The sequence below is a fragment of the Kribbella soli genome (assembly GCF_004331345.1).
In the GTDB taxonomy this organism is placed as follows: Bacteria; Actinomycetota; Actinomycetes; order Propionibacteriales; family Kribbellaceae; genus Kribbella; species Kribbella soli.
In genome coordinates this window covers 1117563-1137251 of the sequence record NZ_SJJZ01000003.1, presented here as the reverse complement: position 1 = coordinate 1137251, position 19689 = coordinate 1117563, and the positions used below count along the sequence as shown (strand labels likewise).

General features: G+C 68.2%; 17 protein-coding genes and 1 pseudogene. 12 read left to right on the top strand and 6 right to left on the bottom strand.

Annotation, left to right across the window (positions count from 1 at the left end; translation table 11 throughout):
* The 7 genes from E0H45_RS28205 to ligD are packed head-to-tail and all read left to right on the top strand — an operon-like array spanning position 1 to position 6715.
* The gene (locus tag E0H45_RS28205) at positions 1-915 is read left to right on the top strand and encodes a carbohydrate ABC transporter permease (protein WP_131342842.1); all 915 of its coding nucleotides are present in this window, start codon (positions 1-3) and stop codon (positions 913-915) included.
* Positions 912-1805, top strand: a complete 894-nt coding sequence (locus E0H45_RS28200; protein ID WP_131342840.1) for a carbohydrate ABC transporter permease — start codon at positions 912-914, stop codon at positions 1803-1805. Before E0H45_RS28205 ends, E0H45_RS28200 begins: the two co-directional genes overlap by 4 nt.
* Before the next feature lie 5 nt (positions 1806-1810).
* Positions 1811-2908: an ABC transporter ATP-binding protein gene (locus E0H45_RS28195; RefSeq protein ID WP_131342838.1), complete on the top strand. Its 1098-nt coding sequence runs from the start codon at positions 1811-1813 to the stop codon at positions 2906-2908.
* Entirely contained in the window at positions 2905-3831 is a 927-nt protein-coding gene (locus E0H45_RS28190) for an acetylxylan esterase (RefSeq protein ID WP_131342836.1), read from the top strand. Before E0H45_RS28195 ends, E0H45_RS28190 begins: the two co-directional genes overlap by 4 nt.
* Positions 3832-3835: 4 nt before the next feature.
* Positions 3836-4681 (top strand): acetylxylan esterase, encoded by an 846-nt coding sequence (locus E0H45_RS28185; protein ID WP_131342835.1) that lies wholly within the window; start codon positions 3836-3838, stop codon positions 4679-4681.
* On the top strand, positions 4678-5757 hold the full coding sequence (locus E0H45_RS28180; RefSeq protein ID WP_131342834.1) for an aminotransferase class V-fold PLP-dependent enzyme: 1080 nt from the start codon (positions 4678-4680) through the stop codon (positions 5755-5757). Before E0H45_RS28185 ends, E0H45_RS28180 begins: the two co-directional genes overlap by 4 nt.
* Complete coding sequence (ligD, locus tag E0H45_RS28175) at positions 5738-6715, top strand: non-homologous end-joining DNA ligase (RefSeq protein ID WP_131342833.1); 978 nt, start codon at positions 5738-5740, stop codon at positions 6713-6715. Before E0H45_RS28180 ends, ligD begins: the two co-directional genes overlap by 20 nt.
* 48 nt (positions 6716-6763) lie before the next feature.
* Here ligD and E0H45_RS28170 read toward each other — a convergent pair whose 3' ends face one another.
* Positions 6764-10051 (bottom strand): HEAT repeat domain-containing protein, encoded by a 3288-nt coding sequence (locus E0H45_RS28170; RefSeq protein ID WP_131342832.1) that lies wholly within the window; start codon positions 10049-10051, stop codon positions 6764-6766.
* Between the two features lie 26 nt (positions 10052-10077).
* Positions 10078-10650 (bottom strand): TetR/AcrR family transcriptional regulator, encoded by a 573-nt coding sequence (locus E0H45_RS28165; protein ID WP_131342830.1) that lies wholly within the window; start codon positions 10648-10650, stop codon positions 10078-10080.
* A 120-nt stretch (positions 10651-10770) separates the two neighbouring features.
* Here E0H45_RS28165 and E0H45_RS28160 point away from each other — a divergent pair, with 120 nt between their 5' ends.
* Positions 10771-11703 (top strand): alpha/beta hydrolase, encoded by a 933-nt coding sequence (locus E0H45_RS28160; RefSeq protein WP_131342828.1) that lies wholly within the window; start codon positions 10771-10773, stop codon positions 11701-11703.
* On the opposite strand, the gene E0H45_RS28155 is transcribed toward E0H45_RS28160, so the two are convergent.
* Both E0H45_RS28155 and mug read right to left on the bottom strand, forming a co-directional pair.
* Positions 11693-12178, bottom strand: coding sequence for an AAA family ATPase (locus E0H45_RS28155; RefSeq protein WP_131342826.1), 486 nt, complete (start codon positions 12176-12178; stop codon positions 11693-11695). The two genes, E0H45_RS28160 and E0H45_RS28155, sit on opposite strands and share 11 nt — an antisense overlap.
* Positions 12179-12219: 41 nt before the next feature.
* Complete coding sequence (gene mug, locus E0H45_RS28150; RefSeq protein ID WP_202872540.1) at positions 12220-12726, bottom strand: G/U mismatch-specific DNA glycosylase; 507 nt, start codon at positions 12724-12726, stop codon at positions 12220-12222.
* 178 nt (positions 12727-12904) lie between these two features.
* On the opposite strand from mug, the gene E0H45_RS28145 reads away from it, so the two are divergent.
* Genes E0H45_RS28145 through E0H45_RS28130 form a run of 4 tightly spaced genes read left to right on the top strand, consistent with a single transcriptional unit; the run spans position 12905 to position 18311 of the window.
* Entirely contained in the window at positions 12905-13621 is a 717-nt protein-coding gene (locus E0H45_RS28145) for a Clp protease N-terminal domain-containing protein (RefSeq protein WP_131342824.1), read from the top strand.
* 9 nt (positions 13622-13630) lie between these two features.
* Entirely contained in the window at positions 13631-14908 is a 1278-nt protein-coding gene (locus E0H45_RS28140) for a serine hydrolase domain-containing protein (RefSeq protein WP_131342823.1), read from the top strand.
* A 45-nt stretch (positions 14909-14953) separates the two neighbouring features.
* Positions 14954-16351: an ATP-binding protein gene (locus E0H45_RS28135; protein WP_131342821.1), complete on the top strand. Its 1398-nt coding sequence runs from the start codon at positions 14954-14956 to the stop codon at positions 16349-16351.
* A gap of 1 nt (position 16352) precedes the next feature.
* Positions 16353-18311: a vWA domain-containing protein gene (locus tag E0H45_RS28130; RefSeq protein ID WP_131342819.1), complete on the top strand. Its 1959-nt coding sequence runs from the start codon at positions 16353-16355 to the stop codon at positions 18309-18311.
* A gap of 95 nt (positions 18312-18406) precedes the next feature.
* Here the strand turns inward: E0H45_RS28130 and E0H45_RS42600 are convergent.
* Positions 18407-18622, bottom strand: a pseudogene (locus E0H45_RS42600) (hypothetical protein); the annotation flags it as partial.
* Positions 18623-18653: 31 nt separating this feature from the next.
* Positions 18654-19529, bottom strand: a complete 876-nt coding sequence (locus E0H45_RS28120; RefSeq protein WP_131342815.1) for a cobalamin-binding protein — start codon at positions 19527-19529, stop codon at positions 18654-18656.
* Positions 19530-19689: the final 160 nt, after the last annotated feature.

The following is a 19689-nucleotide window of genomic DNA, read 5'->3' as shown; positions in this document are numbered from 1 at the left end:
ATGGCTGTGCTCAAAGGGTCCGCCGAACGCCGGCCGCTGGGCGACAACGCGAAAGCCTGGGCTCTGAATGCCCCGGCGATCGCGGTGATCGCCCTGCTGGTCGCCTATCCGATCGGGTACTCGTTCTACGTCAGCCTGCAGAAGAACAACCTGAAACGCCCGCGGGCCAAGCGGTTCATCGGATTCGACAACTACAAGGCACTGCTCAGCGACCAGGCGTTCCTGTCCGCGCTGAAAGTCTCGGCGCTGTTCGTGCTGGTGGTGCTCGGGCTGACCGTCGTACTCGCGCTGATCCTGGCGCTGGTGCTGAACGAACGGTTCCGCGGTCGCGGTCTGCTGCTCAGCCTCGCTTTGTTGCCCTGGGCAATGCCCGGGGTGGTGAACGGCCTGATGTGGCGGACGATCTTCGACGCGAAGACCGGCGCGCTGAACGGTCTGCTGCAGCAACTCGGGCTGATCGACAGCTACCACGCGTGGCTGACGTCCGGCTCGGGCGCGTTCCTGTTCACGGCACTCGCCCAGGTCTGGAACACGCTCCCGTTCTCGGTCATCATTCTGCTCGCCGGATTGTCGACAATCCCCTCGGAGTTGTACGACGCCGCCACCGTGGACCGCGCCGGCGCGTGGCGACGGTTCACCGAGGTGACCGTGCCGTGGCTCCTGCATCCACTCCTGATCGTCCTCATCCTCGAGACGATGAACGCGTTCCGCGCGTTCGACACCATCTACGTCCTCACCGGCGGCGGCCCCGGGGACGCGACCACCACGATCGCGCTCCTCGACGTCCAAACCGTCCTGACCTTCACCGACTTCGGCCTCGGCAGCGCCTACGCCTGGGTGATCACCGCGATCACCCTCCTGATCTCCGTCGGCTACATCGGCCTCCTCTACCGGAAAGGCAACTTCGAGGTATGAGCACCGTCGTGAATGTCCCGCTCCGGTATCGGATTCCGTGGAAGAAGATCGTGCTTTATGTGCTGGCGGTCGGCTTTGCGCTCTATCTGGTGTTGCCGTTCTACTGGATTGTCGCGATGAGTTTCATGCATGAGGTGGACGCGATCTCGGTGCCGCCGCACTGGGTTCCGATCCATCCGACGCTGGAGAACTATCTCGGGTTCGTCCGTCCGAACGCGGCGCAGGAGCTCGTCGGTGGGCGGGCCGTGTCGGAGACGCCGTACTCGTTGCGGAACAGCCTGGTCGTGGCGACCGCGACCGCCGTACTGAACCTGGCGCTGGCGACGTTCGCGGCGTACTCGTTCTCGCGGTTGAAGTTCCGCGGGAGTCAGGTGCTGCTCGTGCTGTACCTGCTGACCCGGATGGTGCCGGGGATCGCGATCATCATCCCGTTCTACCTGCTGATGCGGTCGTTCGGGCTGCTGGACACCTATCTCGCGCTGATCCTGTCGTACACGACGTTCGCGTTGCCGATCACGATCTGGATCCTGAAGGACTTCTTCCGGTCGGTACCGCGCGAACTGGAGGAAGCGGCCCGGGTCGACCGGTGCGGCTGGTTCCGGACGATGTGGACGGTGTTCCTGCCGGTCGCGGCGCCCGGGCTGGTCGCGGCCGCGGTGTTCGCGTTCATGACCGCGTGGAACGAGTTCATGTTCGCGCTGTTCCTGACCAGTACGAAGGCGGCGAAGACGATCCCGGTGGTGGCGGCGAACTTCGCCACCGACTTCAACACCCAGTTCACCGTGATGGCCGCGGCCGGCGTGCTCGCGGTCGTCCCACCACTGGCACTGGCCCTGCTCTTCCAGCGCAAGCTGGTGCAGGGCATGGCCGCCGGATCCGTGAAGGGCTGAGACACATGGCTGAAGTGCGTTTGGAAGGCGTCACCAAGTCGTTCGGCGGCAAGACCGCTGTCCGCGATCTCAACCTGACCGTCGAGGACCGCGAGTTCCTCACGCTGGTCGGACCGTCCGGTTGTGGAAAGTCGACAACCCTACGGATGATCTGCGGGTTGGAGCGCGCGACCGAGGGACACATCTTCTTCGACGGCAAGCCGGTCAGCTGGCTGCCGGCGAACAAGCGGGACGTGTCGATGGTGTTCCAGAGCTACGCGCTGTACCCGCACAAGACCGTGCGTCAGAACATCGGGTTCGCGCTGAAGATGATGCGGGTGCCGAAGGCAACGATCTCCGAGCAGGTCCTGCAGGCGGCCCGGACGCTGGACATCGAGGACCTGCTGGACCGCAAGCCGCGGGAACTGTCCGGCGGCCAGCGGCAACGGGTCGCGCTCGGGCGGGCGATCGTCCGCGACGCCGGCGCTTACCTGCTCGACGAGCCGCTGTCCAACCTCGATGCCCAGCTCCGGGTGCTGATGCGCGCGGAGATCAAGCGGCTGCACGTCGACGTGGCGCGGACGTTCATCTACGTCACGCACGACCAGGTCGAGGCGATGACGATGTCGGACCGGATCGCCGTGATGCGCGACGGCGTCGTCCAGCAGTGCGCGACACCGGAGGAGATCTACGAGCGCCCGGCGAACCGCTTCGTGGCGTCGTTCATGGGCTCACCGCCGATGAATTTCGTCACCGGTGATCTCGCCGACGTCGATGGGATCCGCACCTTCCGCGCACCCGCGTTCACCCAGCCCCTCCACGTCGACGCCGATCCGGCCGATCCGGCCGTGGTGCTGGGGATCCGCCCCGAAGACATCACCTTGTCGACAAGCCCCGTCGCCGGCCATCTCCCCGGGAAGGTCTTCGTCTCCGAACCGCTCGGCCCCGACGTCCTGGTCACCGTCCGCATCGAGGGCGAGCTCATCAAGGCCCGCGTCCCGACCCCCTTCCGCCTCGGTCACGACAGCACGGTGTACGTCGGCTTCAACCCGAGCCGCCTGCACCTGTTCGCCGCCGCCGACGGCACCGCACTCCACGCGCCCGAACGAGAGGAACACTCTTGAGAGACCCCGAGAACGCGACCGTCGAGGTCGAACTGCCCGCTGACTTCGACGACTTCTGGGCGGCCGGCCTGGCGGACTGCGCGTCCGACCCGCTGGACCCGGTGCTCACCGAGATGCCGACGCTCTCCACGGACACGGTGATTGTCTACGATCTGCGCTTCACCAGCTTCGGCGGTCTGCGGATCGCCGGCTGGTACGCCGTCCCGCGCGCGGGCACCGCGCCGTACCCGGGCCTGGTCACGATCCCCGGGTACATCTCCGAGCCGACCGTCCCGAAGGAGTGGGCGGAACTCGGGTACGCCGCGCTGGCGATCGCGCCGCGCGGGAAGCTCCGCTCGAACGACGTGTTCAACCCCGGGTATCCGGGTCTGCTGACGCACAACATCGTCGACCCCAACACGTACGGGTACCGCGGGTTCTACCTCGACGTGGTGCGTGCGGTCGAAGTATTGCTTGATCGTCCAGATGTCGACAATCTGCGGATCGGACTGCAGGGGTCGAGCCAGGGCGGTGGGCTCGGGATCTCCACGGCCGCGTTGCTGCCCGATGCGATCCGGTGCGTTGCGGCGGGCGCGCCGTACCTCTGCGGGATCATGACCGCGCCGACGCTGACCCGGTCGTACCCGTACGAGGAGATCAACGAGTACCTGCGGATCCACCCGAAGGACGTGGACCGGGTGCGGGAGACGGTCGCGTACTACGACGGGCTGAACTTCGCGCCGAAGGTGCAGGCGCCGACGCTGATCTACCTCGGGCTCGAGGACGACGTCTGCCCGCCGGAGACCGGGTTCGCGTTGCACCGCACGCTGACGTGCGAGAAGACGCTGCACACCTATCCGCACTGCGCGCACCACGCCGGTCTGCCGGACGTCATGCGCGTCGTGGAGGACTTCCTTGCCGAGCACCTCACCCCGGGACGGTGACCTGATGACCTTCGATGCCTACTGGGCCGCGGTCGACGAAGAGCTCGCGGCGATTCCCGGCCGCCCGGTGCTGGACGTGGTGCCGGCGCGGACGACCGACGAGGCGACGTTCTACACGGTGCGGATCACCAGCACCGGGCCGTACCGCGTGTACGGCAACCTCAGCATCCCGAAAGGCGACGGCCCGTTCCCCGGGCTGCTCATCACGCCGCGGTACGGAAGCGTCAACAACATCCCGCATCCGAACGACCGGAGCCGGTACGTCGTCCTCGGGCTGATGCACCGCGGTCAGCGGCTCGCCGACGAGGGATTCGCGGCGGCGTACCCGGGATTGTTGACAATGGGGATCGACGACCCGTCGACGTACATCTATCGCGGGATCGCCGCGGATTGTCTACGAGCGGCCGAGTTCCTGATGGGACTGGCGGAGGTCGATCCGGCGCGGGTCGCGGTGACCGGTGACGATCTTGCGGTGCTGACGGCGGCGCGGCGGCCCGGGTTCAGCACGGTGCGAGTGACGGACCTGCTGTTCTACCGCGCGATGGAGGCGCGGCTGAAGTCGTGCCTGTATCCGTTGGAAGAGCTGAACGACCACCTGCGGGGTGGATCGTCGACTGACGCATTGTCGACAACCCTGTCGTACTTCGATCCGTCGCGGCACGCGCCCGCAGTTGCCGCTCGGACGCTCCTCGCCGTCGACGACGCGGACTGGTGCGGGTCGCTGCTGTCGGCGTTGCCGGATCCGGAGGTCTACCAGGTCACCCACCTCGACGGCGCCGACAACGACTTCCTCGACGCGTGGCTGGCCGAACGGTTCGGCGTACCGGCGATGTCGAAGTTCGTCGCATGACCGCACCACTGGGCGTGCGACCTGTCATCAACGCGAACGCCACTGTCACGGTGCTCGGGGGATCGTTGATGCCGGCCCCGGTCCTGAAGGCGATGAACGACGCGGCGGCGCAGTTCGTCGACCTGCCCGAGCTGAACGACCGGGTGGGGGAGCGGCTCGCCGAGCTGACCCACAACGAGGCCGCGTACGTGACGTCCGGTGCCGCGGCCGCTATCTCGCTGACGGTCGCCGCCTGCATCACCACCGAATCGCAGGCGTTCCCGACCGACGCCGAGGTGGTGATGTTCGCCAGCCAACGCAACGGTTACGACTACTCAGCCCGGCTCACGGGCGCCCGCATTGTCGAGATCGGCCCGTCGTACGACGAGTTGCGTACGGCGCTCGCACGCAAGCCGGCGTGCGTGCTGTGGTTTGCGGGCGCGCACTACGCGGCTGGTGCGTTGCCGGTGGAGGAGGTGGTGCGGGGTGCGCGCGAGTTCGGCGTACCGGTGATTGTGGATGCGGCGGCGCAGATCCCGCCGGTTGCGTCGCTTTGGCGGTTCACGCGGGACATCGGTGCGGATGCGGTGCTGGTGAGCGGCGGGAAGGGGTTACGGGGGCCGCAGGCGAGCGGGCTGGTGCTGGGGAAGCGGTGGCTCGTGGATCGGATACGGGCGCACACGTCGCCGAAGCAGGAGCTCGGACGCGGGATGAAGGTGGGGAAGGAGGAGCTGATGGGACTCCTCGCCGCGGTCGAGTGGACGCTCGCGCAGGACGAGGACGAATTGCTGGCAACCTACGAGCGGATTGTTGACAATTGGATCGTCGGCCTGGACGGGATCGTGACCGTCGAGCGCGGGTACCCGAGCGAGGCCGGCCAACCCCACAGCCGCGCCGTACTCCGCCTGACGCGCGACCGCGACGAGGTGATCAAGGCGCTGTGGGACGGCGACCCGCGCATCGCGGTCGGCACCTTCGGCGTACCCGACGACGCCATCGCCCTCAACCCGCAAACCCTCCAACCCGGCGAGGACAAAGTCGTTCTTGATGCGTTGACGGCTCTTCTAAGCTCTAGGGATGGCGAGCAAGCTGGATGAGACGCGGGACGGCGTTGACCTGACCAACTTGGATCAGCCGTTGTTCGACGGCGCTGATGCGAGGAAGCGGGATCTCGTCGACTACCTGGACGCGGTGCACGAGCGGATCGTGCCGGAGCTGCGGGAGCGGCCGTTGTCGGTCGTGCGGATCCGCCCGGGGCAGCCCAAGTTCATGCAGAAGAACGTCCCGAAGTACACGCCGGACTGGGTGAAGACCGTGCAGGTCTGGGCGGAGGCGTCGAAACGCGAGGTGTCGCACGCGTTGTGCGACGACCGTCGGACGCTGCTGTGGTTCGCGAACCAGCGCGCGGTGGAGTACCACCCGACGTTGATGCGCGCCGACCGCTGGGACCGGGTCACGCACCTCGTGCTCGACCTCGACCCGCCGGAGGGTGAGACGTTCTCGATGGCGGTGCAGGCCGCGCTGCTGGTGCGGGAGGCGTTGACCGACTGCGGGTTGTCCGGCGCGGTCAAGACGAGCGGCGCGAAGGGCGTGCACGTGATCGTGCCGATTGTCGACACGGTGACGATCGAGGACGCCGCGGCCGCCACGCGGGCGATCGCGGCGCGGGCCGAGAGGCTCGATCCGTCGACAGCGACCACGGCGTACATCAAGGAGGACCGGCACGGGAAGGTTTTCGTCGACTCCACGAGGGCCGGCGGTGCGACGGTCGTCGCGGCGTACAGCCCGCGCGTCCGGCCCGGTACGACGGTGTCGTTCCCGGTCGGCTGGGACGACCTGGAGAGCGTGACGCCGCGCGACTTCACCGTCCGCACCGCCCCGGACCTCCTCGGCGATCGCGACCCGTGGGCCGAACAGCTCCCCGCGCCGCAAGAGATCCCAGAGGACGTCCTCCTCGAAGGCCGCGCCATCCCGGTCGCCCGCGTCGCGGCCATGCACGAAGGCAAACGCCGCAAACGCGCCCGCGAGGCCGAGGAACACAAGCACGCCGACTGACGCCACCCGCGCGGCCAGGCACAGGCGCTGGCCGCTGGAACAGGACTTCTACTCCGAAGCGGTTGTCAGGTCGAGGCTCTGGCGGCGGACGGCCGGCGACGGGTGGTTGCGGAGGGCAACCAACAGCTCGCGCCACTCGGCGGACCACCCGGCCCGGGGCGCAGCCGCGCGCACCAGGACATGGGCCAGCAACCCGGACGCAAGGTCCGCCGAGTGGACGAGCGAATCAGCAACCGGCAGCAGGTCTGCAGGCGTCCAGGTCGACTCCGAAGCGGACAGCCGGGCGGAGACGAGGTCGGCGGCCCTCAGCGCAGCCAATGGATCATCACCGACCAGCTCGCGAAGCTCGTCCGCTGACTGCGAATGCACCAGCAGCTGCAGCCGGAGTTCCAGAAAGTCGGAGCCAACCAGCTCGTCGGCAACCACACGCAGGTGCCCGCGGACCTCCGCCGACCGGCGGCTGAACTGCGCAGACAGCTGACTCACCAGATACGTGAGCCGCTGCCGCGCCGGATGATCCCGATCCGGCAACGCGTTCGGCAGCGCCGGATTCGCCTCCAACCGCACCAGCAGCCGAGCGACGTCAACGACCTCGTCCAGCCCCGCCGGCGCATCTGTCGCGACGAAGGAGACCAGCGCAGTGATCGCATCCCGCCATACGCGACTGCGCAGCGACAGCCTGCTGATGACGTCCGCACAGACCCGAGTAGCAGCCGGGTTGTACCGCGCCCAGCCCCGCAACGCGAGCAACGCCGGCCCAACAACCTCAGGCTCGCTGCGAGTCGTCACAGCGATCAACAGGTCGGCGTACCGCGCCCGGTACCCCACAGGCACGTCGTACGCGCGCCGTACCGTCAACGCTGTCGCAGTAGCCGGAGAGTCATGCACTGCCTGCTCAAGCACTGCCCACGCAGCAGGGTCGTACAGCAAGTACTGCGACACGGTCCGCGCAATAGCGGCCCGCACGTCCCGATGCGCACCAGCCCATGCCTCCGTCAGGACAGCGCTAGCTCCTGGAGCCCGTAGCTCGCCGAGCAGCCGCACTGCCTCCTTCCGCGACGTGACCTTCACGCGGTCACCTGTCAGCACCGGCTGCAGCAGCCCCGGCAGCAGACTGGGCCGAACGAAGCGCGCCGCCCGGCTAGCCGCGTACACAGCGACCCGCGCGCGATCGTCACCCGCATGCGCGAGCAGCAATGGCATTGCAAGGTCAGGTCGCTCTGTCCACGCCAGAGCCGCCAGCGCGGCCTCTTGCACCAGTACGTCGGAACTCCCGAGGAACTCGTCCAACGCAGCCCTGCCGGCGACCGGTACGCGTCCGAGCGTCCGCACCGCCAACGCCCGGTACCACGTGTGCATCCGGTCATCACGGGCCGCCTGGACGAGCAACTCGGCGTACCGAGCCTGCTGTCGCGGCAGCCAGCGGCGAAGTGCGTAGTCGGGCACCTGCCAGGACGTACTGCTGCGATCGAAGCGGCGAATCCGATCCGCCGCGGCGAGGACCGGGTCGAGCAGGTCGGTGTAATGCTCGGTGACCAGCCACCACACGGGCTGCCAGCGGGCCATGGTGACGTCTCGGTCGATGATCTGACGGAGGCGGTCGTACCGGGTCCGGGGCGGTTCCAGCCAGTACCTGCAGGCCTGGTCGGACGTGTACTCCTGGTCCGACCAAACCGCCTGCTCGAGCATGCTCTCGAGGTGATCCGACGTCCAGCGGCGGCGGCCCAGGGCCGCCGCGACAGTGAACGCCAGCGAGAATTCGTCGCGCTTGGCCGCGGCCTCGATCGCGGGCCGGAGCGCCTCGTACACCTCGGCTTCCCGTCCGCGCGGCAGCCTGTCGACCAGCGGGTCCAAGTCGATCCGGCCACGGTTCTCCGACAGCCGGGCGTGCGCCTGCAAACCCCAGTCCAGCAGGGTGGTTCGGTTGCCCAAGGTGCCTTGTACGACGGCATCCTCGGCCAGCTCCGTCAGGGCATGCCGAGTCGCCCACGAGGCGTCCCGCGCTGCCGACGCATCGGTGAGCAACGTGTCCAACGACTCGGTCAGCGCATCGGTCAGCAGCGTCGGCGGCAGCTCCGCGACCGCCTGTACGGTGTTGAGTCGCACCGTGTCCTGGTCGTTGCGGATCCGCCCGGCCGCCCACGTGACAGCCTGCACGACATGCTCCGGCTGCCTGCCGTACCCGGCCGACCGGATGATCCCCTGGTAGACGGAGCTGCGCACTGCGGCGTCGGGATCGCTCACATCCGGTTCGAGGAGTGCGAAGGCCTCGTCGTACGGCAGGTGACCAGCGATGCTGCGCCGCCACCACCCGTCTTCACTGATCGCAGGTAGCGTCAGCATCCGACGTGTCTGCTCCGCGCGCACAGTGTGTGGCAGGGCCTGGAGAAGGTCCGTACCCAGCTGAGCCTGCCCGAGATCGACGTACTGCGTCACGGCCGCGAAGATCACTGCCCGCCGCGACGGCGCCAGTGTGTCGAGGAAGCTGGCCAGGTCAGGCCAGACGACCCGTCCGAGGGTGATGAGCTCGTCGTCGGAGTACCTGTGCAGCCGACGCCGGAACGCCGGGGTCAGCGCCCGCGTCACCACGCTGCGCCGGTCAGGGGCGAGCAGCAGCTCCAGCACACCTGCCGGGTCCCTATCGGTGAGTGGACCGATGATGTCGAGCACGGCGACGGGCAGATCGTGCGCAGGCACCGCCTGCTTGATCAGCTCGAGCACCGCGTCCGGTGCGTGTTCCAGTGCTGCGGTGACTCCGTGCCCGACGCTCTGCCACCACTCGTCATTGGCCGGGAGCGTCTGACGAGCCAACGCGAGTACTTCGTCCGGATGATGCTTCGCGAGCTGACGCCAGCCGCCAGGCGTCACGCAGTACGCCAGCTCGGGCAGCAGCCGCGCCACGGTCGCGTGATCGGTCGCGTCGAGCAGACCGGTCGCTGCCACGTCACCCCAGCGTGCCCGGTGCTCGTCGATCAGCCGTACGGCGAGATGCTCGCGCCGCTGCCGACGTACCAGGGCCACCAGCTTCGAGCGCAGTGAGGCGGGCGCGTCGTCGTACACGATCCGCAGATCGTCGTCCGCGACTGGCACCCCGCGACCGACCGCCGCCAGCGCCCGTGACTGCACGGCCGGATCCGGGTCCCGAAGCATCCGGCTGACGTACGACGCCTCGCGGGTGACCTCGGCGATCTGGAGCCCGAGGACGCGCTCGAACGCGGTCCCTCGACCCAACTCGGCGAGGAGACTCACCAGCTGCGGCGCCTGGTCGGCGAGCAGGCGTACGCGCTGTCCGTACGAGAGTCCGTCGATCGATCGCAGCAGCTCGGGCAGACGCATGCGCCCATCCTGCCTAATGTGAGGTGTCAGCTCGTCGGGGAGGCGTCCAGGATCATCGTCGCGGCCTCCCGGGCGCGCAGGGCGGGGTCGGCCGAGCCGGAGATCGCGGCGCGGGTGATCGCGCCTTCGCTGAGCAGGATCAGGTGGTCCGCGAGCCGGTCGGGATCGTCGGAGCCGGCCTCGCGGGCGAGCTGGGTGAGCGCCTGCCGGAAGCCTTCCTTGTGCCGCGATGCCATCTCGGCGACCCGCGGCGAGACGGCGCCGAGCTCACCGAACGCGTTGATGAACGCGCAGCCGCGGTAGTCACGCTGGCTCGACCAGGAGTAGAGGAAGTCGAACACCGCGAGGATGCGCTCGCGCGGATCGGTCTGCGCCTCGACGTGGTCGGCGAGCATCGTCTGCCAGAGGATCTCGCGGCGGTCCAGGTACGCCTCGATCAGGACGTCCTTGGACGGGAACAGCTGGTAGAGCCGCTTCAGCGATACCCCGGACGCCGTCCGGATCGCGTCCATGCCGACCGACTGCACCCCGCGTTCGTAGAACAAGTCGTCGGCCGCGTCGAGCACCTGCTGCCGCGCCGTCGCCGTGTCCAGCACCATCTCTCGCCTCCAGCGTGATCCGCGCCACCTTGCGCGGAGAACCATCGTTCTCCTACAGTAGCAAACGCCGGGGAGAACGCACGTTCTCTCCTCAAGGGAAGCCACAGGAGGATGAGGAAGATGACCGTTCTGGAGCCCGCTGCCCAGGCCTTCGCCGACGCGACCGCCAAGCCGCCGTACCTGTTCCAGCTGACGCCCGAAGAGGGCCGCAAGGCCGTCGACGAGGTGCAGACCACCGACTACCCGAAGCTCCCGGTCGACGAGGAGTGGGTGACGGCCGCGGACGGCACCAAGGCCCGCATCGTCAAGCCCCAGGGCGCGACCGGCGTACTGCCTGTCATCCTCTACATCCACGGCGCGGGCTGGGTGTTCGGCAACGCGCACACCCATGACCGGCTGGTGCGTGAGCTTGCGGTCGGCGCGGGCGCCGCGGTGGTGTTCCCGGAGTATGACCTGTCGCCGGAGGTGCGGTACCCGCACGCGCTCGAGCAGAACTACGCGGTCGCCCGCTGGATCATTGCCTCAGGCAAGGATCACGGTCTGGACGCGGAGCGGCTGGCGATCGCCGGCGACTCGGTCGGCGGGAACATGACGGCCGCCGTGACGCTGCTCGCGAAGGAGCGTGGGGACGTGAAGTTCGTCCAGCAGGTGCTGTTCTACCCGGTCACGGACGCTTCGTTCGACACGGCGTCGTACAAGGAGTTCGCTGAGGGGTACTTCCTGCAACTGGACGGGATGAAGTGGTTCTGGGACCAGTACACGACCGACGAGAACGAGCGGAACCAGATCACCGCGTCGCCGCTGCGCGCGACGACCGAGCAGCTGACGGGCCTGCCGCCGGCGCTGGTCGTCACCGGTCAGGCCGACGTACTGCGGGACGAGGGCGAGGCGTACGCCGCGAAGCTGCTCGAGGCCGGCGTGCCGACGACGGCGGTCCGGTTCGCGGCGATCATCCACGACTTCGTGATGCTCGACGCGCTGCGCGACACCCACGCTGCCAACGCGGCGATCGAACTGGCGATCTCGACGCTGCGCAAGGCGCTCAACGAATAGCGTCGAGGATCGCGTCGACAACCTCGTCGAGTGGGCGCGCGGTGTCGATGACGGTGCCCTGAGGTATGTCTTCCTTGGTGGCGTGCAGGCGCAGGATGAATTCCTTCTGTTCGTCGTTCCCGCCCCAGTCATCGGCCTCGCGATCGGCCAGCCTGCGCCTGAGGGTTTCGGTGTCCACGTCCAGCACGATCACCTTGTCGAACACGTCCAGGAACTTGGTGAAGTTCCTAGAACCGCCACAGAAGAAGGCGATCTCGTCGGTCGTGCTCGCCGCTATCTCTCTGACTTCGGCAACGTCCCAGATGTGGTTCTGGTGGCTGAAGCCTTCGGTGCGGTCGCCGGTTTCCGGATCGCCCTGATAGGCGAGTTCGTTGTCGCCGTCAACGGCTGTGTAGCCGCGCTTCCGCAGCTCGCGGCACACCGAACTCTTCCCGGTGCCCGAACCGCCCTCGACCAGGTAGTTGCGTTTTGCCATGGGCTTCAGAGTAGTCAGAAGCTCCCTGGAAAGAATGTGAATTAATTGCCCGCGGCCAGCCGGAGCTCGGCGAACGCCGCGGCCAGCTTCGGCAACGTGTAGTGGGCATTCAGGCCGCTCGGATTCGGCAAGATCCAGACCTGCGTGGCGCCGATCGTCCGATCCTGCTTGCCCACTGCCGCCGTACGTTCCCCGAAGGCGTCCCGGTACGCCGTGACACCGAGCACCGCCAGCCACTCGGGCTGGACGTCGAGCACCTTCTTCACCAGGTTCTCGCCACCCGCCACGAACTCGGCCCGCGTCAGTTCCGCGGCCTTCGCCGACGGCCGGTCGACCACGTTGGTGATCCCGAGCCGGTAGGTCAGCAGCTCCTGCTGCTCGACCGGCTGCAGTTGGCGAGGCGTGAACCCGCTCTGGTGCAGCGCCGGCCAGAACCGGTTCCCCGGCCGGGCGAAGTGGTGCCCGGTCTCCGCCGACATCAGCCCGGGATTGATCCCACAGAACAACACCCGCAACCCGTCACCGATGACATCCGGAATCCCCTGCACCCGCCAAATCCTAGACCGGTACCGAAGAACGGGTAGTGGTGGCCAACCCCGGCGACTCCACAGGCTGACGGCGCGCCGCGCGAGCGCCGGCTGGTGACCACTACCCGTTGTTCGGCACGCAATGACCGGCGTCAACCCAGGGTTGACGACTATTGGTTGTCAACCTAGGGTTGACGGCATGACTCCCGGACCTGATCTGCAGCAGCTCATCAACACGATCAAGGCCGACGCCGGTAGCGACGACGAGCTGGAGCAGCTCGGCACCGCGGCGGCGACGATCAACGAACTGACCGCCACCAGTGACGCCGCCCTCGGCTTCTTCGTCGACCGGGCCCGCGGCGCGGGGAAGTCCTGGGTCGAGATCAGCACCGTGCTCGGCGTCAGCAAACAAGCCGCCCACAAACGCTTCGCCGACTCCTGGACCGCCCGCCCGGCGTTCGAGCGCTACACCCAGCGGGCCCGCGCCGTTGTCCAGGCGGCCGGCGGCATCGCCCGCGAGCGCAACCACGACTTCATCGGCACCGAGCACCTGCTGCTCGCGATGTACAAGGAGCCCGACGCGATCGCGGCCAAGGTCCTCGTCCAGCACGGCATCACCGAGGACTCGGTCCGGACGGCGGTGGAGATCCAGAGCCCGGCGGGCCAGCCGAGTGATCAGCCGAAGAGCCTCGACGCCGAGAACCCGCCGTACACGCGCCGCGCGGCGCACGTCCTCCAAGGAGCGGTCGGCGAGGCGGTGACACTCGGCCACAACTACGTCGGAACCGAGCATCTGCTGCTCGCGTTCTACCGGGACCAGGCCGGCATCGCCACGAAGATCCTGCTCGAGCAGGGCTTGGAGGAGTCAGCCGCCTGGACGGATATCCGTGCGGCCCTCGAAGGATTCACGAAGTAAGTTGGGCGCATGCCTGACTGGTCTGCGCGGTTGAACGAGTTGGCGGTGGCGGCCGAGGTCACCGGTGCGGTGCTCGGGATCTGGCACGACGGCGAGACGACCATCGCGCCGTACGGCGTCCTGAACCGCACGACCGGGGTCGAGACCACCGCCGACTCGCTCTTCCAGATCGGCTCGATCAGCAAGCCGTGGACCGCGTCGATGATCGTCCAGCTCGCCGCCGAGGACCGGTTGCGGCTGGACGACCCGATCGTCAAGTTGTTGCCCGAGGCCCCTGTCGACCCGCGGATCACGGTCCGTCACCTGCTGACCCATACCAGTGGCATCGACGGCGACCTGTTCACCGACACGGGTCGCGGCGACGACTGCCTGCAGCGGTACGTCGCGCTGCTCACCGGCGTCGACCAACTCGTCGAGCCCGGTACGGCGTACTCGTACTGCAATGCCGGATTCGTGGTGCTCGGCCGGTTGATCGAGGTACTCGACGGCCGGACCTGGGACGAGTCGCTGAAGGCCCGTCTGGTCGAGCCGCTCGGCCTGACCCACACGGTCACCTTGCCGGAAGAGGCGATCCTGGAGCGCGCCGCGGTCGGTCACCTGGCGGCGGACGGTTCGCGGGTGAAGACGTGGCAACTCCCGCGCAGCATCGGCCCCGCCGGGACGATCAGTGCGAGCGCCGGCGACCTGCTCGAGTTCGCCGTGATGCACCTGACCGACGAGCGGTACGCGGCCATGCAGGACCCGCAGGTCCCGTTCGCGGCGGGCATCGGCGGCTTCGTCGACCTCGGCCTGACGTGGCGCATCTACGACTGGGGCGGCCGTCAGTTGTTCGGTCACGACGGGTCGACGATCTCCCAGCTCGCCTTCCTGCGCATCGATCCGGAGGCGCGGCTGGCGATGTGCCTGCTGACCAACTCCGGCAACGGCACCCGCCTCTTCGAGCCGCTCGTCTCCGAGGTGTTCACGGAGTACGTCGGTGTCGCGCATCCGCCCGCGCCGCAGCCGATCGACGTACCCGTCGACGACCGTCACACCGGAACGTACGAGCGCGCCAGCGTCCGGCTCGACGTCGCGAAGCGTGACGACGAACTGGTAATGGTCTATTCCGCGACGGGAGACCGGCTGCTGTTCTCGGAGGACCCGGTGCACGAGTACGAGTTGCGCCCGACCGAACCGGCCGACGGCAACCATTTCGTCACCCGCGAGTCGCCGGCGCACCCGTGGGTGCCGGTCACGTTCACCCCGACGCACGTGTTCACCTCGGGACGTGTCACGCCCAGGCGGTGAGATATTTGAGGTGCACTTTGGGGAGAGCGAGCTAACGTCGTCAGGGTGACTAGTGCACCTGCTGAACTCCCTCGTAAAGCCGGTGACCTCCGGGCCGCCGGATATCTTCCTCGGTCGATCAAGGCCGAGATCCGTGACAATCTGCTGAAAGAACTCCGCGCCGGGCGGGATCCGTGGCCCGGCATCGTCGGCTTCACCCGCACGGTGATCCCGCAACTCGAACGTGCCCTGCTCGCGGGGCACGACGTCGTACTGCTCGGTGAGCGCGGTCAGGGCAAGACGCGCCTGCTGCGCACCCTGGTCGGTCTGCTCGACGAGTGGACCCCGGTGATCGAGGGCGCGGAGCTCCCTGAGCACCCGCTCGACCCGATCACGCCGGCCTCGCGCCGCCGTGCGGCCGAACTCGGCGACGACCTGCCGGTCGCCTGGCTGCACCGCGATCTGCGGTATGCCGAGAAACTCGCCACCCCCGACACCTCGGTCGGTGACCTGATCGGTGACGTGGACCCGGTGAAGGTTGCCGAGGGCCGCAGTCTCGGTGACCCGGAGACCATCCACTTCGGACTGGTCCCGCGGGCGCACCGGGGCATCGTCGCGATCAACGAGCTGCCCGACCTCGCCGAGCGCATCCAGGTCGCGTTGCTGAACGTGATGGAGGAGCGCGACATCCAGGTCCGGGGGTACACGCTGCGGCTGCCGCTCGACGTGTTGCTGGTGGCAACGGCCAACCCCGAGGACTACACCAACCGCGGCCGGATCATCACGCCGCTGAAGGATCGCTTCGGCGCCGAGGTCCGGACCCACTACCCGCTCGACATCGACGCCGAGGTGGACGTGATCCGGCAGGAGGCCGAGCTCACCGCCGAGGTCGGCGAGCCGTTGCTGGAGGTGCTGGCCCGGTTCGTCCGGCACCTGCGCGAGTCGACGTCGATCGACCAGCGGTCCGGGGTGTCCGCCCGGTTCGCGGTCGCCGCGGCCGAGACGATCGCCGCCGCCGCGCTGCGCCGCTCCGCGATCACGGGCGAGGAGCCCGCGGTGGCCCGCCCGGTGGACCTCGAGGCAGTTCCCGCCGTACTGCGGGGCAAGCTCGAGTTCGAGCCGGGTGAGGAGGGGCGCGAGATCGAACTGCTCGAGTACCTGCTGCGCCGGTCGGTGGCCGACACCGCACGCGAACGGTTCGCGGGGCTCGACCTCACCCCGCTCGCGCATGCTGTTGCTGATGGCAACCTTGTGACGACGGGGGAGCGGGTGCCCGGCCGGGACGTGCTGGCCGCGCTGCCGGAGCTGCCCGTCCTGCACGACGTCGCCGCCCGCGCCGGTGTCGAGCCGGACGACTCGTCCGGGCGGATCGCCGCAGCGATCGAACTCGCCCTGGAGATGCTGTACCTGTCCAAACGGGTCGCCAAGGACGCCGACGACGACACCACGGTCTACGGGGCCTGACATGTCGGCATCTATTCCGGAAGGCTGGTCCTACGGGCCGTGGCACGACGGGCCGGATCCTCTGAAGGCGCCGGCGGATCTGCGGGATGCGCTGGACGAGATCGGCCGGGACGTGATGAACGGGGCGTCGCCGCGGTCCGCGCTGGAGGAACTGCTCCGGCGCGGCACCCGGAACACCCAGGGCCTGGACGACCTGTCCCGCCGCCTGTGGGAGCGCCGCCGCGAGATCGAGCGGCGGCACAACCTCGACGGCACCCTGCGGGACGTCCAGCGGCTGCTGAACGAGGCGCTGGAAGCGGAGCGGCGCGAGCTGTTCCCGAATCCGTCCGACGACGCGCGGTTCAAGGAGGCCGAGCTCGACGCGCTTCCCTCCGGTACGGCGGCCGCCGTACGGGAGCTGGCGACCTACCAGTGGGAGTCGTCGGAGGCCCGGGAGAAGTACGAGCAGATCCGAGAGCTGCTCGGGCGGGAGCTGCTCGGTTCGCGGTTCGAGGGCATGAAGGAGGCGCTGCAGCAGACCACGCCTGAGGACGTCGAGGCGATCAACGAGATGCTGGCCGACCTCAACGCCCTACTCGCGGCCCACGCGCAAGGCCGGCCGGAAGTACCGGAACTCTTCGAGGAGTTCATGGCGAACCACGGCGAGTTCTTCCCGGAGAACCCGCGGAACGTCGACGAGCTGATCGACGTACTCGCGCAGCGGGCCGCCGCCGCGCAACGGATGCTGAACTCGATGACACCCGAACAGCGGGCCGAGCTGGCGGAGCTTTCGCAGCAGGCGTTCGGCAGTCCGCAACTCGCGCAGCAGTTGGCGCAGCTGGACGCTCAGCTGCAGTCGCTGCGGCCGGGGGAGGACTGGTACGGGTCGGAGCAGATGCGTGGTGACGATCCGCTCGGTCTCGCCGAGGGTGCGCAGGCGATGTCCGACCTCGCGGAGCTGGATGCGTTGGCGGAGCAGTTGGCGCAGTCGTATCCGGGGGCGCGGCTCGAGGACATCGATCTCGAGGCACTCACCCGTCAGCTGGGTGACGAGGCGACGGTCGACGCGCGTCGGCTGAGTGAGCTGGAGCGGCAGCTGCGTGATCAGGGTCTGATCGAGCGGGCGCCCGACGGTTCGCTGCGGTTGTCGCCGAAGGCATTGCGTCAGCTCGGTCAGACGGCGTTGGCCGACGTACTGCGGACCGCTCGGGGATCAGGTGAACGGGACGCGGCCAACGCTGGCGCGGCCGGTGAGCTGAGTGGATCGTCGCGTCCGTGGGAGTTCGGGGACACCCAGCCGTGGGACGTGCCGCGGACGGTGCGGAACGCCGTACTGCGGACTTCTTCTCGCTCTGGGTCCGTCAAGCTTGATGTGGCGGACGTGGAGATCGCGGAGACCGAGCATCGGGCCCGGGCCGCGGTGGCGTTGCTGGTCGACACGTCCTGGTCGATGGTGCAGGAGGGTCGCTGGCTGCCGATGAAGCGGACCGCGCTCGCGTTGCATCAGCTCATCTCGACGCGGTACCGGAACGACGCGCTGCAGCTGATCACGTTCGGCCGGTACGCCGGGGTGGTCGAGCTGCCCCAGCTGATCGGGATGGAAGGCACCTGGGAGCAGGGCACCAACGCGCACCACGCGCTGCTCCTCGCCGGGCGTCATCTGCGGCGGCACCCTGACGCGCAGCCGGTCGTACTGATGGTGACGGACGGGGAACCGACCGCTCACCTGGAGCCCGACGGCACGGCCGAGTTCTCGTACCCACCCGAGGCGGCCACGCTCCGCAAGACGATCTTCGAGGTCGACCGACTCGCCAAGCTCGGCGCCTCGCTGACCGTCTTCCGCCTGGGCGACGATCCGCGTCTGAACGCGTTCGTCGACCTGCTAGCCCGCCGCAGCGGCGGCCGCGTCCTCGCTCCGGACGCGGACGGCCTGGGCGCGGCTGTAGTAGGCGACTACCTCCGCACCCGCCGCAAGCTGTAACCCCCGGAACTGGGAACACCACATGGGGACCTGGGACATGTCATTGCATGTCCCAGGTTCCCATCGCTTGTACCCAGTTCCCCGGCCCCGCGGGTTTAGAGCATTGCGCGGAGTTGCTGGGTTGCTGTTGTGAGGTTGCGTAGGGCGGGGGCGATCTCTGCGTACGTGCGGGTTTTGAGGCCGCAGTCGGGGTTGATCCAGAGCTGGTCGGCCGGCGTGGTGGCGAGGGCCGCCTGGATCAGCGCGGCGAGTTCTTCAACGGTCGGCACTCGGGGCGAGTGGATGTCGTAGACCCCAGGACCGACCCCACGCCGGAAGCCGACGCCGGCGAGACCAACGCCACTACCGCAGGCGCCGCGCGATCGCCGGGTCCGGGGTCTCGCCCTGGATGATCGCTGCCAGCACCTCGACGCCTTCCACGAGGCGAGGTCCCGGCCGCGCGAAGTATCCGTTGGCGTCGACAGCCCAGACCGGGATGTCCGCCGGTAGTTCGCCCATCAGAAGCTCCGTGAGCTCGGTCGCCCCGTCAAGCCCGAACCCACACGGCGCCGACACAACGACGTCAGGCCGAGACTGCCGCACGGCCTCCCACGTGATCGCCGCCGACCGCTGCCCAGCATCTCCGAGCACGCTCTTCCCACCAGCCAGCGTCACCATCTCCGGCAACCAATGTCCCGGCGCAAACGGCGGATCCGTCCACTCGAGTAACGCAATCCGCGCACCACCACCAAGACCCGGCGCACCCGCGCCACGCATGTGGTCCAGTCGGGTCCGCAGGCTTTCCACCAACTGCGTGGCGTCCCGGCCGATCGCCTTTCCGATCGTCGCGATCGACTCCAGTACTTCGTCGAGCTTGTGCGGATCCGAGCTCACCACCTCCGCTCGGCATCCCAGGTGGTCGAGGGCCTCGTCGACGTCCGTCACGTCGATCGCGCAGACCGCGCACAGGTCCTGGGTGATCACCACGTCCGGATCGAGCTCACGCAGGGCGCCCGCGTCCAGGTGATACAGATCCTCCCCGGCGGCGACCTTCCGACGTACCGCCGCGTCGATCTCGCCCGGTGTCAGACCCTCGGGAAGCGCGGTCGTCGACACGATCCGCCGCGTGCGGGCAGCAACCGGGAAGTCGCACTCAAACGTGACCCCGACCACATCCTCACCGGCCCCGAGCGCGAAACAGATCTCAGTCGCCGACGGGAGCAACGAGACAATACGCACCCCGCAGACTCTAGCCCGCTTACTCACCGCGCAACCGACCAAACCGCCTTAGCATCCGCGCCGGAGGTTTCATCGGTGAAGACGTCGAATGTCTCGCGTTGTCAATGAGGGAAGGGTTTTCCGGCCTTCGACCTGTGGGGAGGGTCACGTCGGCATCGTG

Bases quoted from the DNA above. Each gene is read 5' to 3' on its own strand.
- E0H45_RS28205 (WP_131342842.1), top strand. From the start codon at position 1: ATGGCTGTGCTCAAAGGGTCCGCCGAACGCCGGCCGCTGGGCGACAAC.
- E0H45_RS28200 (WP_131342840.1), top strand. From the start codon at position 912: ATGAGCACCGTCGTGAATGTCCCGCTCCGGTATCGGATTCCGTGGAAG.
- E0H45_RS28195 (WP_131342838.1), top strand. From the start codon at position 1,811: ATGGCTGAAGTGCGTTTGGAAGGCGTCACCAAGTCGTTCGGCGGCAAG.
- E0H45_RS28185 (WP_131342835.1), top strand. From the start codon at position 3,836: ATGACCTTCGATGCCTACTGGGCCGCGGTCGACGAAGAGCTCGCGGCG.
- E0H45_RS28180 (WP_131342834.1), top strand. From the start codon at position 4,678: ATGACCGCACCACTGGGCGTGCGACCTGTCATCAACGCGAACGCCACT.
- ligD (WP_131342833.1), top strand. From the start codon at position 5,738: ATGGCGAGCAAGCTGGATGAGACGCGGGACGGCGTTGACCTGACCAAC.
- E0H45_RS28170 (WP_131342832.1), bottom strand. From the start codon at position 10,051: ATGCGTCTGCCCGAGCTGCTGCGATCGATCGACGGACTCTCGTACGGA.
- E0H45_RS28165 (WP_131342830.1), bottom strand. From the start codon at position 10,650: ATGGTGCTGGACACGGCGACGGCGCGGCAGCAGGTGCTCGACGCGGCC.
- E0H45_RS28160 (WP_131342828.1), top strand. From the start codon at position 10,771: ATGACCGTTCTGGAGCCCGCTGCCCAGGCCTTCGCCGACGCGACCGCC.
- E0H45_RS28155 (WP_131342826.1), bottom strand. From the start codon at position 12,178: ATGGCAAAACGCAACTACCTGGTCGAGGGCGGTTCGGGCACCGGGAAG.
- E0H45_RS28145 (WP_131342824.1), top strand. From the start codon at position 12,905: ATGACTCCCGGACCTGATCTGCAGCAGCTCATCAACACGATCAAGGCC.
- E0H45_RS28140 (WP_131342823.1), top strand. From the start codon at position 13,631: ATGCCTGACTGGTCTGCGCGGTTGAACGAGTTGGCGGTGGCGGCCGAG.
- E0H45_RS28130 (WP_131342819.1), top strand. From the start codon at position 16,353: ATGTCGGCATCTATTCCGGAAGGCTGGTCCTACGGGCCGTGGCACGAC.